The sequence below is a fragment of the Mediterraneibacter sp. 210702-DFI.3.120 genome, from assembly GCF_020561005.1.
Lineage (GTDB): Bacteria > Bacillota > Clostridia > Lachnospirales > Lachnospiraceae > Mediterraneibacter > Mediterraneibacter faecis.
Genome location: NZ_JAJCNG010000012.1, coordinates 65,822 through 82,611, shown reverse-complemented (window position 1 = coordinate 82,611; position 16,790 = coordinate 65,822). Strand labels below are relative to the sequence as shown.

The 16,790-nt window shown below is 42.2% G+C and carries 10 protein-coding genes; all 10 read right to left on the bottom strand.

The window, feature by feature from the left end:
- Positions 1 to 69: 69 nt before the first annotated feature.
- The 10 genes from LI162_RS08200 to LI162_RS08155 all read right to left on the bottom strand — a co-directional run bounded on the left by LI162_RS08200 (position 70) and on the right by LI162_RS08155 (position 16,653).
- Complete coding sequence (locus tag LI162_RS08200) at positions 70 to 2,550, bottom strand: glycogen/starch/alpha-glucan phosphorylase (RefSeq protein ID WP_015527605.1); 2,481 nt, start codon at positions 2,548 to 2,550, stop codon at positions 70 to 72.
- A 5-nt stretch (positions 2,551 to 2,555) separates the two neighbouring features.
- Positions 2,556 to 5,711, bottom strand: a complete 3,156-nt coding sequence (gene ileS, locus LI162_RS08195) for an isoleucine--tRNA ligase (RefSeq protein WP_227156246.1) — start codon at positions 5,709 to 5,711, stop codon at positions 2,556 to 2,558.
- Between the two features lie 447 nt (positions 5,712 to 6,158).
- A complete protein-coding gene (locus tag LI162_RS08190; protein ID WP_227156244.1) occupies positions 6,159 to 7,595 on the bottom strand; it encodes a D-alanyl-D-alanine carboxypeptidase family protein in 1,437 nt (478 codons plus the stop codon).
- A gap of 134 nt (positions 7,596 to 7,729) precedes the next feature.
- Positions 7,730 to 9,154, bottom strand: coding sequence for a glycoside hydrolase family 32 protein (locus tag LI162_RS08185; RefSeq protein WP_055145078.1), 1,425 nt, complete (start codon positions 9,152 to 9,154; stop codon positions 7,730 to 7,732).
- A gap of 93 nt (positions 9,155 to 9,247) precedes the next feature.
- Positions 9,248 to 11,164, bottom strand: a complete 1,917-nt coding sequence (locus LI162_RS08180; RefSeq protein WP_227156242.1) for a PTS beta-glucoside transporter subunit IIBCA — start codon at positions 11,162 to 11,164, stop codon at positions 9,248 to 9,250.
- Positions 11,165 to 11,316: 152 nt separating this feature from the next.
- Positions 11,317 to 12,426: a LacI family DNA-binding transcriptional regulator gene (locus tag LI162_RS08175; RefSeq protein WP_227156240.1), complete on the bottom strand. Its 1,110-nt coding sequence runs from the start codon at positions 12,424 to 12,426 to the stop codon at positions 11,317 to 11,319.
- A gap of 215 nt (positions 12,427 to 12,641) precedes the next feature.
- Entirely contained in the window at positions 12,642 to 13,469 is an 828-nt protein-coding gene (gene srtB / locus LI162_RS08170; RefSeq protein ID WP_155203413.1) for a class B sortase, read from the bottom strand.
- Positions 13,466 to 14,497, bottom strand: a complete 1,032-nt coding sequence (locus tag LI162_RS08165; protein WP_227156238.1) for a DUF7601 domain-containing protein — start codon at positions 14,495 to 14,497, stop codon at positions 13,466 to 13,468. The genes srtB and LI162_RS08165 overlap by 4 nt, the downstream gene beginning before the upstream one ends.
- Positions 14,498 to 14,533: 36 nt before the next feature.
- On the bottom strand, positions 14,534 to 15,025 hold the full coding sequence (gene lepB, locus LI162_RS08160; protein ID WP_020437100.1) for a signal peptidase I: 492 nt from the start codon (positions 15,023 to 15,025) through the stop codon (positions 14,534 to 14,536).
- The gene (locus tag LI162_RS08155; protein ID WP_227156236.1) at positions 15,022 to 16,653 is read right to left on the bottom strand and encodes a DUF5979 domain-containing protein; all 1,632 of its coding nucleotides are present in this window, start codon (positions 16,651 to 16,653) and stop codon (positions 15,022 to 15,024) included. Before LI162_RS08155 ends, lepB begins: the two co-directional genes overlap by 4 nt.
- Positions 16,654 to 16,790: the final 137 nt, after the last annotated feature.

The window sequence follows — 16,790 nt, the reverse complement described above, 5'->3', positions numbered from 1 at the left end:
TCCATACTCTATTGTATGGAAGGCTGTCCTATTTTAGAACTTATCTGGTTTCATTCTCCGTGTAATTGCTTATTCGAAAAGGTCCTGTCCTGATGGAACTTCAACCTTCTCCAGATGCCAGATATCACGAACATACTCTTCGATTGTTCTGTCAGATGTGAACTTACCGCTGCATGCTGTGTTCATCATTGCCATCTTAGACCATCTCTGCTGATCTCTGTAAGCTTCTTCTACTCTCTTCTGTGCATCTGCATAAGAACGGAAGTCTTTCAGAATGAAGTAAGTATCTGCTTTGTCTGTACACTGTGTATTCAGCAGTGAGTTATACAGATTGATATACATGTTGTGATCGCCGTTAGAATATGTTCCATCCATCAGCTGATCTACGACACGTTTGATCTCCCAATCATTAAAGTAAACATCTGTTGGGTTGTAACCGCCATTGTTCTCGTAATTGATTACTTCCTGTGAACTCAGACCGAAGATAAATGCATTCTCTTCTCCGACTTCATGAACGATCTCTACATTTGCTCCGTCCATTGTTCCGAGTGTCGGTGCACCGTTCAACATGAACTTCATGTTACCTGTACCGGATGCCTCTTTGGAAGCTGTTGAAATCTGTTCGCTGACATCTGCTGCTGCGAAAAGAATCTCTGCATTGGATACTCTGTAGTCTTCGATAAATACAACTTTCAGCTTTCCGTTGATGCTTCTGTCGTTATTTACAACATCTGCTACGGAGTTGATCAGTTTGATTGTCTCTTTCGCACGAAGGTATCCTGCTGCCGCCTTTGCTCCGAAGATAAATGTTCTTGGGTAGAAGGACATCTCCGGATGCTCTTTGATCTGATTGTACAGATACATGATATGCAGGATATTTAACAGCTGACGTTTGTACTCATGCAGACGTTTTACCTGAATGTCAAAGATAGAGCGAGGATCTACATCGATTCCGTTATGCTCTTTGATATATTTCGCAAGGCGAACTTTATTCTGGTATTTAATTTCCATAAATTCACGTCTTGCGTCTTCGTCTTCAACAAGTGGTTTCAGCTTTGCAATCTGAGACAGATCTGTGATCCATCCATCACCGATCTTATCTGTGATCCAATCCGCAAGAAGTGGGTTTCCATGTGCGAGGAAACGTCTCTGTGTGATTCCGTTTGTCTTATTGTTGAATTTCTCAGGCATCATCTGATAGAAATCTTTCAGTTCCTGTTTCTCAAGGATCTCTGTATGAAGCTGTGCAACACCATTTACAGAGAATCCTGCAACGATTGCCATGTTAGCCATACGAACCTGTCCGTTCATAAGGATTGCCATTTTGCGGACTTTCTCTTCATTTCCCGGATACATTTCGCGAACCTTAATCAGGAAACGACGATCGATCTCCTGTACAATCTGGTAAATACGTGGAAGCAGTTTAGAGAACAGGTCGATTGGCCATTTCTCAAGTGCCTCTGCCATGATTGTATGGTTTGTATAAGCACAAGTCTTACTTGTAACTTCCCATGCATCCTCCCAGCTTAATCCTTCTACGTCGATGAGGAGACGCATTAATTCTGGAACTGCAACTGTCGGGTGAGTATCGTTCATCTGGATAACAACCTTCTCATGCAGTTTTCTGATATCACCATGTTTTTTCTTATACTTCTCGATCAGAGCCTGAAGACTTGCAGAAATAAAGAAATACTGCTGTTTCAGACGAAGCTCTTTTCCTGAGTAATGGTTATCGTTCGGATAGAGAACATCAACGATCAGTTTTGCAAGGTTTTCCTGCTCTACTGCTTTGTGATAATTTCCTCTGTCAAACTCATCAAGTTTGAAATCTGTGATCGGTTTTGCATCCCATACACGCAGTGTATTTACTACGTGATTGCCATATCCGACGATTGGCATATCATACGGAACTGCCATGACAGACTCATAGTTTTCCTGGATAAATTTATCTTTTCCTGTAACAGGATCTTTCTCGAAACGGATATTTCCGCCAAAACGTACTTCTTTTGCGTACTCTTCACGGCGAATCTCAAACGGATTTCCTTCTTTCAGCCAGTTGTCCGGAACCTCTACCTGATATCCATCTTTGATTTTCTGTTTGAACATTCCGTAACGATAACGGATTCCACATCCATATGCCGGGTAATTCAGTGTAGCGAGAGAATCAAGGAAACATGCTGCAAGACGTCCAAGACCTCCATTACCAAGAGCCGCATCCGGCTCCTGGTCTTCAATCACGTTCAGATCAATATTCATCTCTTCCAGTGCTTCTTTTACTTCTTTATATGCTGTCATATTGATGAGGTTATTGCCAAGTGCACGTCCCATAAGGAACTCCATTGACATATAGTATACTGTCTTGGCATCTGTCTCATCATATCTTTTCTGTGTCTCAATCCAATCATCGATAATCACATCTTTGACTGCATAGGATACTGCCTGGAATAACTGCTGCGGCGTAGCCTCATCGATTGTCTTTCTATAAAGTGTCTTAACGTTATCCTTTACTGCCGCTTTAAAAGCCTTTTTCTCGAATCTTTTACTGAACATGTTTATTACTCTCCTTTTTTCTCAACACCCATTGTAACTGCTTCGCCGTTGATCTTCCATTCTTTCACGTAACCAGCCGGCTGTGCTTTTACAACTTCATCCGCAAGTACCTCACCTGCGATCAGTGTATTGTTCTTTTCGAAGACAGCTTCTGCCTTTTCACTACCCTCGTATGTAACTTTGATTCTGTCCATAACTTCGAAATCAGCTTCTTTTCTCATTGTCTGGATCTTGCTGATGATCTCACGTACAAATCCCTCTTCCAGCAGCTCTGGTGACAGGTTTGTATCGAGAACAACTGTGATTCCGTTGTCATTTACAGATTCATATCCTTCAATCTGTGCTGTATCGATCAAAAGGTCTTCCTTGAAAAGTTCGATCTCCTGTCCGTTTACATCCAGTTTGAGTGCACCTGTAGCGTTGAGCTCATCCATTGCTGCATTTCCATCGATGTCGTTAAGCGCCGCTTTGATACCACCTAACATCTTACCATATTTCGGTCCGACTGTCTTTAATTGTGGTTTAAAACTATAAGAAGTAAAGTCTCTTACATCATCTGTAAATTTAACATTTTTAACATTCAGCTCGTCTGCAACGATCTCCTGATAGAATTCTGGAAGATCAAAGTCTGCTTTCACAAACATCTTTCCGATCGGCTGACGGTTCTTGATGTTGGACGCATTACGGCATGCACGTCCCATAACAACAAGGTCAAGAACATGTTCCATGTTATTTTCAAGTTCTTTGTCAATCTGATCTTCATGAACTTCTGGGAAGTCACAAAGGTGAATACTTTCCGGAGCATCCTTATCAATGCTGCGAACCAGGTTCTGATAAATCTCTTCTGTCATGAACGGGATCATCGGAGCTGCTGCCTTAGATACTGTAACAAGAGCTGTGTACAGAGTCATGTAAGCATTGATCTTATCCTGCTCCATTCCCTTTGCCCAGAAACGCTCACGGCTTCTTCTTACATACCAGTTACTCAGATCATCTACGAAATCCTGAAGCACACGTGCTGCCTCTGGGATTCTGTAATTGCCAAGATTATAATCTACATCTTTTACCATTGTGTTCATCTTGGAGAGGATCCACTTATCCATAACCGGAAGTTTATCATATTCCAGAGTATATTTTGTTGCATCAAAATTATCAATGTTCGCATAAAGCACGAAGAATGCATAAGTATTCCAAAGTGTTCCCATGAACTTACGCTGTCCTTCCTGAACGGCTTTTCCGTGGAAACGGTTCGGAAGCCACGGAGCACTGTTGATGTAGAAATACCAGCGGATTGCATCTGCTCCGTATTTCTCAAGTGCATCAAACGGATCAACCGCATTTCCTTTAGACTTACTCATCTTCTGTCCGTTCTCATCCTGAACATGTCCAAGAACGATAACATTCTTATATGGAGCCTTGTTAAACAGCAGTGTTGAGATTGCAAGCAGAGAGTAGAACCATCCTCTTGTCTGGTCTACCGCCTCGGAAATGAAATCTGCCGGGAACTGTCTCTCAAATAAGTCTTTATTTTCAAATGGATAATGATGCTGTGCAAATGGCATAGATCCACTGTCGAACCAGCAGTCGATAACTTCCGGTACTCTGTGCATCTCTTTACCACACTCCGGACACTTGATTGTTACAGCATCGATGTATGGGCGGTGAAGCTCGATATCATCCGGGCAGTTATCAGACATTGATTTCAGTTCTTCAATGCTTCCGATAGAGTGCATATGTCCACACTCACACTGCCAGATATTCAGTGGTGTTCCCCAGTAACGGTTACGGCTGATTCCCCAGTCCTGAACATTCTCGATCCAGTCACCGAAACGTCCTTTACCGATACTTTCCGGAATCCAATTAATTGTGTTATTATTTCTGATCAGATCGTCGCGAACTGCTGTCATCTTGATGAACCAGGACTCACGTGCATAGTAGATCAGTGGAGTATCACATCTCCAGCAGTGAGGATAGCTATGCTCGAACTTCGGTGCATCATAAAGAAGTCCTCTTGCATCCAGATCCTTTAATACTTCCGGATCAGCTTTCTTTACAAACAGACCGGCGAACGGTGTGGATTCTGCCATATCACCCTTCTCATCTACAAGCTGTACGAATGGAAGATCATATTTTCTTCCTACATTCGCATCATCTTCACCAAATGCAGGTGCGATGTGAACAACTCCTGTACCATCTGTAAGAGTTACATATTCATCACATACAACATAGAATGCTTTCTTGCGCTGTTTTGCAGCCTCGTCTGCTGCACACTGATACAGCGGCTCATATTCTTTTCCTTCCAGATCAGTTCCCTTATAAGTCTCAAGAATTTCGTAAGCATCTTTGCCTTCTTCTGCAAGTCTTCCAAGAACTGTATCAAGCAGTGCACATGCCATATAATATACATGTCCGTCTGCTGCCTTAACCTTTGCGTAATCTTCTTTCGGATTTACACAAAGTGCAAGGTTGGATGGAAGTGTCCAAGGTGTTGTTGTCCATGCAAGAATATATGCATCTTCATCTTTTACTTTAAAACGAACGATTGCTGAACGCTCCTTGACATCCTTGTATCCCTGTGCAACTTCCTGTGCGGAAAGCGGTGTTCCACAACGCGGGCAGTAAGGAACGATCTTAAATCCTTTGTAAAGGAGTCCCTTATCCCAGATCTTCTTCAGAGCCCACCATTCAGACTCGATAAAATTGTTATCATATGTTACATATGGGTGCTCCATGTCAGCCCAGAATCCAACTGTACCTGAGAAATCCTCCCACATTCCTTTGTATTTCCATACACTCTCTTTACATTTCTTGATAAATGGTTCAAGACCATATTTCTCAATCTGATCTTTTCCATCAAGACCAAGAAGCTTCTCAACTTCAAGCTCTACCGGAAGGCCATGTGTATCCCATCCGGCCTTTCTTGGAACCATATATCCTTTCATTGTACGGTATCTTGGGATCATATCCTTAATAACACGAGTTAAAACGTGTCCGATATGCGGTTTACCATTTGCTGTCGGAGGTCCGTCATAGAAAATATAATCCGGACATCCTTCTTTTTCATCCATACTTTTCTGGAAGATTTCATTATCATCCCAGAACTTTTCAACTTCTTTTTCACGGCTGACAAAGTTCATGTCAGTTAAAACTTTCTTATACATGTTCTTATCCTTTCCTGAGTTTATTTTATGATTCTTAAAAAAAGAAAGGCTTCCGTCCTGTAATAGGACGAAAGCCTGAACTTCTCTCGTTAAACCACCTGTTACATCATACTTAGGTCTGATTTCTGACCTGCATATGGTATCCTTTAACGCCGGACACGCGTCAGTCCTTACTCTCTCTTTCTGCAGAAACCTCTTTTCTGCATCTGTTTCAGGAACTGCTGCTCTGGAGTGATCTTCAAAAATCTCTTACTTGCACCGGACTCCCACCATCTCCGGCTCGCTGTAACGTTCGGATAAATCCTACTGTCTCCGTCATCGCTTTACCTGTGAACTTCTACACACGGCTTATTATAAAGAGATTCTCGCTTCTAGTCAAGGTTTATTATGATAAAAAAAGTGCGAAAAAACGTTGTTTTCAGCGTTCTTTCGCAAATTTCTGTTTTCTTATCTGCGGCGTTTCTTCTTTCTTTTCACATTACCACTCTTTGCATTTCTTCTTTTTCCTTTTTTTCTTCTGCGACGTCTTATCTGCTTCCGATAATTCGCAAGTACAACAATGATGATCAATAAAATCACAACTGCAATTACAACTCCGATCACAATTTTCATAAACTTTGAAATCCCGGTTACGACAGTTGAAGTTGTCTTATCTTTCTTTTTTCCCAAAACAGCTGCACTGCTTTCCTCTGTTTTTTCTATCGCAGCTTTCACACTGCCTACTTCCTGCCCTTTATAAGTAAATGTTACTGTTCCGGATCCATCCTTGTTGCTGTCTTCCTTCACTTCTGCTTTCACATCAGAAAATTGTGCACTCTTCGGAAGTACAATATAAGCATCTTCATCTTCATAAGACTTCACACCTTCCGGAAGCTTCTGATCCTTCAAAGATATTTTTGAAAAATTACTGTAAACATAATCAAACATAGCACGAGTATCTATATAAGCATCATTTCCAAAATCATAAAGTACAACCGCAACAAGCTGCATATCTCCGTTATCTGCCATTGTCACAAGCGTTGTTCTTGCCTGATCTGTGTAGCCGGTCTTACCGCCCTTGCAGTATTCATAATAATTATCATTCTGTGGCCAGAGCATCTTGTGCTTCTGCTGAAAAGTACGTTCTTCATTCACCAGATTCGTTGCCGGAATCGTATGGCTTAACGATTGGGAAATTGTCCGGAACGCTTCCTTCTGATAAACTGCTGCACCAATTCTTGCCATATCATGCGCCGTTGTATAATGTTGTTCATCATGAAGTCCGTTCGCATTCGTCCAGTGTGAACCTGTACATCCAAGTTTTCCTGACTCATCATTCATCGCCTGAATAAATGTGTCATACCCCCCACCCATCTTCTTGCCAACACTCTCAGCTACTGCATAAGAGACCTCATTTGCTGATGCCAGAAGAACGGCATAGAGCGCATCTTCCATACTGATCTGCTCCCCCGGTGTCATGCCGATATGGGCATCGCCATATTCCAGAAAGGAAATACTGTCCTGGGAAAATTCTACCGTATCTGTAAGCTCCGCATTGTCCAGCGCAACCAATGTTGTCAGAAGTTTTGTAATACTCGCCGGATAATGCTTCTTTTCAATCTGCTTGCTATATAAAACTGCCCCACTGTTCATATCCATAACGATTGCAGAGTCCGCATAAGTTGCCGGTCCCTGTGGCCAGTTCTCCACACTGTTTGAATCTGGTGCGATCGCATAACAGTTCTGACGCTGTGTCTCCCTGTCTTCTTCCTCTGTCTGAGTTGAATCTGTTGTGGCTGCCGCCGTTTCTTCCTCAGCAAATGTCTGTACTGCCGGCATTAATATCATAGATGCCGCCAGAAAAAGAGACAGACAGCGCTTTCCGTATTTCTTAAAATTTATCATAAAGGAAATCCTCCGGTTGTTTGAATTCATAACGCAAAAATCCCCACAGACCTTTCATCTGTGGGGAATCTGTGACTATTATTATAATTCTACTAAAAGTTTTTTTCAATAGTCCGGAGGCTATTTTCTTTCAACTATCGAATCTCTTCCATCATGATTTCTGCTCCCGCAGCCTCTACCGCAAGACTGTCTTTCTGTGGATAGAACCGTGTGGTGAATACATACTCTCCATTATTTACAAATACTTCCACAGAGGATTTATCCACAAGAATTTCAACACTTGAAATTTTATCTACATCAACATAACGCATTCCTCTTCCTGCAGATACAGAATTTTTATCCTGACTTGTGAAATGCATCTCAAATCTTCCATTTTTGTACTCAAGAATCAATTCTTCATCAATCACTGTCCTGAATTCATTGTTCTGAATGCCCGAGATATTCACATCATAGACTTTATATCCATCTTTTTTCAACATTCCTGTAGACTTATCCACAAGAGTTTTCCTCTTTTGCAATTCTCTGACCGGTCTCTGACAAACTTTGCCGTCTTCCACAAATACTTCTCTCGGGAAAGTGAAGCAGTGCTGCCACCCTTCTGCGATCGTCAGATTAGTATATTCTTCACAATCCGGCATTCCCATCCAGCTGATGTGAACCCTTCTTCCATCTTCAGTCTCAAAACTCTGCGGTGCATAGAAATCAAATCCGTAATCCCAAAGCATGTATTCTGAAAGTTTATAATCATCTAAAATATTTCCATCAACCATGAAATATCCTGACTGATAAACATTTCTGTCATCCCATACTCCGCCTTCAAGTCCCTGCACAGAAGCAGAAAGAATTTTTGTTCCATCTACCTCAAAGTAATCCGGGCATTCCCACATATAACCAAACGGTTTCTTTGATTCCACACGGCTTCTGAACTTCCAGTTAATCTTATCTTTTGACTCGAAGATCAATGCCTGTCCGACATCTTCTTTTGTACGTGCGCCCTGAATCATGTAGTAAGTATCTCCGTCTTTCCACACCTTCGGATCGCGCACATGGCAAGTCAGATCTGACGGGTAATCCACATTTCTCATCAGTTCTTTTTTTGATCCAAATGTCTTTCCATCCTCACTGACAACAAGAACCGTATTTGACTCGCGTCCTGTGTTGATATAGTCAAAATCTCCGTCTTCCAGCTTTACATTGCCTGTATAGTAAACATACATTTTGTCATCTTCGATAAATGCTGATCCGGAGTATACACCATGACAGTCAAATGGCTGATCCGGATATAACTTTACTCCCTGGTATTCCCAGTCGATCATATCTTTGCTTGTATAGTGCCCCCACATCTTCACGCCGCCTTCGGCATTAAATGGAGAATACTGAAAAAATGCATGATAGATCCCATTCAACTGGCACAATCCGTTCGGATCATTGAGCCAGCCAACAGGAGGCATCAGATGCAGCTTCTCACGATAACCCGCTCCTTCTTTCTGCTCTTTTTCTTTCATCATCTCTTCCGTCATATCTACCAGTTTGATCAGATCCCTTGTTAATGCATTCATGCTCTTGTCTCCCTTTTTCCATTTACAGCCGTTCTATTCTGCAAGAATTCTTCTTTGAATAAAACGGCTGTATCTTTTTAATCACTGTTCAATTTATTTCTCAATCTTCATTGCGAGATCAGCTGTTGTAACTGTTCCCGCTGCTGTCTTCTCTACTTTGCTGAAGTCATCTGCATTCGTCAGTATCATCATCGTAGTTGCCGGATGTCCTGCTGCTTTGATAGCATCCAGATCTGCTTCGATCAGCACATCGCCCTTACGAACTTTTGCTCCGTCTGCTACTTTCTTTACAAATCCTTTTCCATCCATGGAAACTGTATCAATTCCAATGTGGATCAGAAGCTCTGCTCCTGCTTCCGTTGCGATGCATACTGCATGCCCTGTATCGAAGATATTCATTACTTCACCGTCACATGGTGCTACAATCTTTCCATCTGTTGGCTCAACTGCAACAGTTGTTCCAAGCATCTCTGATGCAAATGTCTCATCTGCTACTTCTGCTGTCGCAACAACATTTCCGTTTACCGGGCTTGTAATTTCTTCTGCTGAAACATTTTCTGCTTCTACTACATTCTCTGTCTCTTCTGTTTTCTCAACTGTTGTCTCTGTTGCGGCTGTCTTAACTACCGGCTCTTTATCTTTGTAAATCATGAAGGAGATCACAAATGCTACTCCTACTGAAATTGCCATCTCGATAATGTACTGAAACGGCTGATTCAGGCAAAGCAGGATACCGAAGATACCTGTTACTCCAGTTCCTTTTGCTCCGAGATGTACAAGTGATGCATACAATGCTCCGCATCCTCCACCAATACATCCTGCGATAAATGGTTTGAAGAATCTTAAGTTTACACCAAAGATTGCCGGCTCTGTGATTCCCATAAATGCACTAAGTGATGACGGAAGTGCAAGGGATTTAATCTTCTGATCTTTTGACTTAACGCCAACTGCCAATGCTGCTGCACCCTGTGCTACATTCGCTGCACTTGCAAGTGGAAGCCAATAAGTTACTCCGTATTTTGCCAGCTGACCAATATCAATGGCTGTGTACATCTGATGAATACCTGTTACTACTGTCGGTGCATACAAACCTCCCATGATCAGACTTCCAAGTCCGAGCGGAAGTGTCAGCATCCACTGGATTGCTCCAAGGATCGCATTCTCACCCCATACAAAGATCGGTCCTACAATGGAAAGTGTAAGATATCCTGTCACGAATACGCTGACAAGTGGTGTTACAAACAGGTCAAGTGCTGCCGGAACTACCTTGTGCAGCTTCTTTTCTAATACAGAAAGGATCCATACTGCAATAATGATCGGGATTACATGTCCCTGATATCCAACCATGTCGATGTGATACAGTCCGAAGAATACGCTCTGTGTCTGCTGTACACCTTCCGTTGCAACCGTATAAGCGTTCTGCAATGACGGATGAATCATAATCATACCGATAACGGCTCCAAGATACTGGTTTGCACCAAATGCTTTCGCAGCTGAAAATGCAATCAGAATCTGCAGAAATGTATAAGCGATATTACTGAACAGATTCGCAAACACATAAATAGAACTGCTTGTATCAATTGCTAAAAATCCATTTGCATTCATGAAATCCAGCGCATTCATGATTCCCATCAGGAAACCACTTGCTACGATGGCCGGAATAATCGGTACAAAAATATCACCTAACAGCTTGATGGCCTTCATAAACCAGTTCTGCTTCTCTGCCGCTGCTTCCTTTGCCTCAGCTTTTGTGCTTGCTGTAATACCTGCGATCGCGATAAATTCATCAAACACCTTATTCACTGTTCCTGTTCCAAGAATAATCTGAAGCTGTCCAGATGCCTCAAATACTCCCTTTACTCCATCCACATTCTCTATTGCCTCTTTATCTGCCTTACTATTATCTGCGATAACAAGACGAAGACGCGTTGCGCAGTGCGCTGCGGATACAATATTCTTACTTCCACCTACATATCCCAGAATCTCCTGGGCTGTTTTCCTGTAATCCATGATTACTCTCCCTTCCTTCTATGTTTTATATGTAATCGTTTTCACATCTTATGATTTTATATTAAATAAAAAAATGCCATTTGTAAAGATGGCATTTTTACTAATTCTGATTCTTCTGTTTTGTTTAACTTGCACTATACTCTTAGTTACATTCATTCAAATCTATTCACGATCTGGAATCCCAGCTTCATATGCACCGGCACCGGATTTTTCTCTTCAATCTGTTCAAGTAAGAGCTCTGCCCCCTTGATTCCACTCGTTTTATACCCAAAATGAACCGTTGGAATACCGCCTGTCACAGCCCTTAACATCTGATTATCACCAAATCCTGTGACACAGATACCAGACTGTTCCAAAATGTGTAGCATCCTTGCACCAGAATTCTGAACCGACTCCGGAACCGCCTTTTTACTCTGTGCGATCAATGCCTCGATTGCTCCTGCTGCAATCGTATCTGTTGCGCATGATATGATATCGATTTCATTTTCTTCACTCAACAAATCCGCTACTGCTTCATATCCGCCGCTCATTGTAAATTCTGATTCGCGTCTGTACCGATGGTCATCGAAAGTAATCCCTGCTTCCTGAAGTCCCTTGCGGAACCCGTCTTCTCTGGCAGCACCTGCTGCCTTATCTTCACGAGTAACACCAATATATGCAATCTTGCAATCTTCAGGTCTTCCACCATTCCGCTTCAGTGCTTTCACCGCAACTTCTTGTCCCATTGCTCTTCCCGCACCAAAATCATCATGATAGATACAACTTGCCATTTCTGTCTCCTGTCCCACAACCACAACCGGAACCTTTGATTCTTTTAGAAATCTCCGATGCTCGTCTGTAAGCACTGTACCGATCAGTACAATTCCATCTACCGGATAACTTTCAAAGATTCTCAGATAAGTCAGCTCATTCTTTGGCTGATTATCCGTGCTTGCAAGAAGCATCTGGTACCCTCTTGCCGAAAGAACCTGTTCAATTCCCGCTGTGATCCGGCTGATTGATTCTGAATTGATCTTCGGAGCCACCACACCAACCAGATGTGCACGTCCGGTTCTTAGGATTCTTGCCTGAGTAGACGGCTGATATCCCGTCTTCTCAATCACTTTACGGATCTGCTCCTTTTTCTGTTCACTCACATATCCGCCATTCAAATATCTTGATACTGCTGCGCTGGACACCCCGGCCATCTGCGCAATCTCTTTTATCGTCATTGTATACTGCCTGCCTTTATTTCCCTGATTTTCGAAATGATCCAGATCCATTTTCGCTCTTTTTCTAGCTTTGACCTGAATCTGAATGACATTCACATTTTAACATTCAACAGACAAATATGCAACGGCGTTGCGCTACATCATTCTTTATCTACCTGTCCCTGTTACTGTTCACACGATGTGCGACCAGCAACGCATCTCGCCATTTTAAATCGCCTTTGGCGATGGGGCGAGATGCATTCAAGTCAAAACACGCATCCTCCGTGTCAATCAGCGGAGTGATTGACACGGGAGTGAACAGTAATATCATATAAAAATCCATAAAGTATTACTCTTCCATTCGTCTGATCGTTAGAACAAGTAGATAAGCCAATGATCCTGTTCCACCCCTCTTTTCCTTTTTTCTCAGGAAGACGATACTGCACTGCATGTGCCTTTATATATTCCATCAGTTCTTCCAGATTCTCTTTCTTATAATCTTGTGGATTATAAATAACTTCATCATACGCATCTGTCTCCACACAGGCGAACCACTGGATTTTTTCTAACTGTTCATTCAAATACAGCGTACCTGTTTTGTGCGATTCAAAATACTCCTTTTCTTTATAATTCATCACATCCCCAAACATTGCGCCATTATCCATATGGTGACCATATAATAAACTGTAACTGTCAATAAATTTTCTGTCATTTCTGCTATCCAGAAAAATACTTCCTGAAAGAGCAAACTCTCCATAAATATCCTGATTGATATATTCCAGATTTGTTTCTCCCTGCACAACCGGGTAATCAATCTTTGTTCCGTCTACCGTCAGCCAGGCACACACATCCGGATTGATTTTCTGAAGTTCCTGCAGGGACGGACTTTCATCCGTTTTCCCTGCAGGTTTATATTTCATCAATTCTCCACTGATAAACGCACGTCGGTTGATCTGGCAGGTATCCCATAATGAATATGCACCATAAAGAAGCATAAGAATAATAAAGAGCGCTGCCAGAATTTCCAATATCTTATTTCCCGCTTCTATAACTTTAAAAAACAGCTCTTCCCTCTGCTCCCCTGCCTCCTGACCTTCTGTCGTTTCGTTTATCATGCTCTTTTTCTACGAAAGAAAACTGATCCAAATGCGCCTGCCGCACCCACAAGTAATACGTATGGTGTGTATTTCTTTGCAACGCCTGTTACTACAGCCGCATCTTTCTCATTCACATACTGAACTACTGTACCATCTTCTTTTGTAGTTCCTGTCTTTGTTCCGGTCGCAGTTGTTTCTCCATCAATCGTAGTAGTATATCCATCTTTATTCGCATCGGTCTCTGTCACCGTGTATTTATCAGATTCTGTCAATCCATAAATTGTAATTGAACCTGTATCAGAAATCTGATAAGAAGTTTCTGCTTCATTGCTTGTGATGTATTCTGTAAGTGCCTGTGCATTTGCATTTTTCTTCACTACAACTTTGTAGAGTTCTCCCTGTCCACCATTCACCGCAACCTTGAATTCGAAGGATTTATTTTTAACTCCCTGATTACCTGTGATCGTTTTTTGGATCGTCACATCATGCGTTGTATCATTTTCTGCACCATAATCATTGATAAATTCAAGATCACCTTTTTCACCATTATTTTCTGTAATTACATTTCCAACATAAAGTGCTCCATCTGCTCCGTTATATACAAAAAGATAAACATCTCTGCCTGCTGTATCATAATTGATTCCTTCATAAGAGCCTGCATCTTCAGTCACAACATAATGATAAACACCAGCATGTTCAAATACCTCTGCATTAATTTCCAATGTTGCATTCTTGCTGTAAGCTGCTGCCAGTGTATCTTCTCCTGATGGCTGGAATCCGATTGTCTGAGTGGCCGTGATTCCACCTGTCACACCGGCATATACTACATTATCTCTCCAATTTTCTGCTGCTTCACCATTCTCCACATGAAACGAAAATGAAGTGTTTGGCTGGTATGTATTTCCATCCGTTGTCACCGTTTTCTTCAGATTCAGCTGTGTGATCGGTTCATTTTCCTCGGCTGCCGCATTTACCACGCAAACTGACATCATCATCATGCTCGCCATTGCCATTGCTGAAATACGTCCTGCTGTTTTCTTATTCATAATCTCTACCTCACTTTTTACTCTGATTTCCGGGTTTCAGATATCTGACCGGCGGAGCACCGTAATTACTCTGCCTTTTATCTCCTTGTCCTTCACAGCTCCAAAATACCGGCTGTCTTTTGCATTTCCCCGCTGATCTCCCAGAATAAAATATTCTCCGCTATTCAGCGTCAGTGGATAGACCGTGTCACTTTCGTATTGCGGTGTATCATAGAAAATATCATTTTCCACAATCTTACTTCCATTGATCTTTACCTTTTCGTCCTCTGTAATCTCTACTGTATCGCCGCCGGCTGCGATCACTCTGCCCACATATTTCTCTCCTGCTTTCTGAAGAACCACCACATCCCCGCTTTTCGGTTTTTCCAGTCGATAATAAAAGAGCAGATCTCCCGCACTGATGCGTGGCGACATGTCATTGTTTTTCATGGTTGTAATCCCAAACAACAGCCCGAATAAAACCCACAGAAACACCAGAAGAAATGCAAGACGAATCAGAAAAAGATGAATCTCTCCTTTTAATTTCATGAATCTGTTTCTTTCCTCTTTCTTCGAAGAAACAGAAAAACTGCTCCTCCTGTTATGCCTATTGTTTCTATCAGGATTGTAGGAAGCACCCTGTTCTCTACTCCTGTCGGAACAACCATAAGCGGTTGATACTGATTCGTATAAGTTACTGTTGCCGTCTGCTCCTTCGTTACATCAATTCGTGCTGTCATCCCCTCTGCCTGACTTTCCTGTCCCACGAGATAAAAGGTATGCTCCAGCCTATAGTTATTCTGTTCCTGAGCAATCTCCGTCACTGTATATTCCCCAGGTTCAACCGCCTGGAGCGATGCACTCCACTGACCATTTTGCGGAAGCTTCACTTCTTCGATCACTTCTTCTCCCCGTTTTACTTGAAATGTAAAGGACTCGTCCGGAATCTGACTCGCTGCAATTCCCTCCACCTGTTTTGTAATCATCAGATTACCTGTTTTTGCCGGTGGGTTTGGGAGATCCTTTCCAAAAGAAATGTTATCGAGCAGGTTTCCATTTGACAAATTTCCATTTGCTGCCTCTACTGCCACAAAATAAAATCGAGTAACATATTGCCCTGCCGGAACCGTATAATCTCCATAGTGATAAGTCCATTTGCCGGCTTCATCTGACAATACAGCCTGTACATCAGGATTACTCTGATCAAATCCCGATCCTGCCGGATTCCAATCAGAACTCATTGATTTCGTATCGCTGATGATAACCGCCATCGTGTCTGTTCCCCAGCGTCCGGCATGTTCCAATCCCCAGTGAAGGACTGTCCCCGGTTCTGTCAAAACATCCTGATAAAGTGCTCCTGGTTCCTCACAGTTTAATTCTGCGAACTGATTTTCCTGTGCCGCACTGCTGATGTTATAAACCGGCTTTGGATCATTAACCGTATTTCCATAATAACTTCTGCTTCCGTCTGCAATCTCGATATAATAATCTTTCTGATTTCCAGCGCCAAAATATGCACCTTTCGCTGTTGTCTTCCAGTACAAATTATTCGTTCCATTTGCTACCTGAATAAAATGTGCATCCTTATAAGTCAGTGTTCCTGCATCAGATACTTTTGGCGTCTCAAAACTTCCATTCTGAAGCTTGTCATAATAATTCACCTTGTATTCGGAAGAATAAACTGTCACCGCCTCATTTACTGTCACTTTCACACGAAATGTCTTCTGTGCACCATCTCTTGCAACTTCATAGGATTGCTTTCTACTATCCACAGTCGCTGTATCCTCAATGTCTTTCCATTGACCTTTTTCACTTACCTGCCACTGATAAGCAATCTGATCTGATTCTGTTGTTCCACTAACCTCTGCTGTCAGAGAACCTTTTGTAAGAATCTCATCTTTAAGAACAACTGAAATTTTCTCTGAATCGGTACTTTTCCCTTCCTCTGTTACTACTCCAGACTCAGGGGGAGATTCTTTTGCGCCTGGTTTCTGCATTTCTGATCGGGAAGTCTCTTCCGCATCTGTTTCTTCCGGGAGCACGGTACAATCTGTTCCCTCTGTGGTTTGTACAGCCTCAACTTGTACACCTTCTGCCAGTACCTGAACACCCATCAACGACAGCATCATCAGTACCGCCATCAGAAATGCAAGATGTCTTCTTAACTTTCTTCGCATCTTACCCTCTCCTGTCTTAAATTGAATTGTTACCTTTCAGAAAGTGCTGTTGATATATTTTATATCAGCCCTCCTGTCTAATATATGTATGTCTCTGGATTTCTGATTATGACTTGAAATGGATAAAAATAGATTTC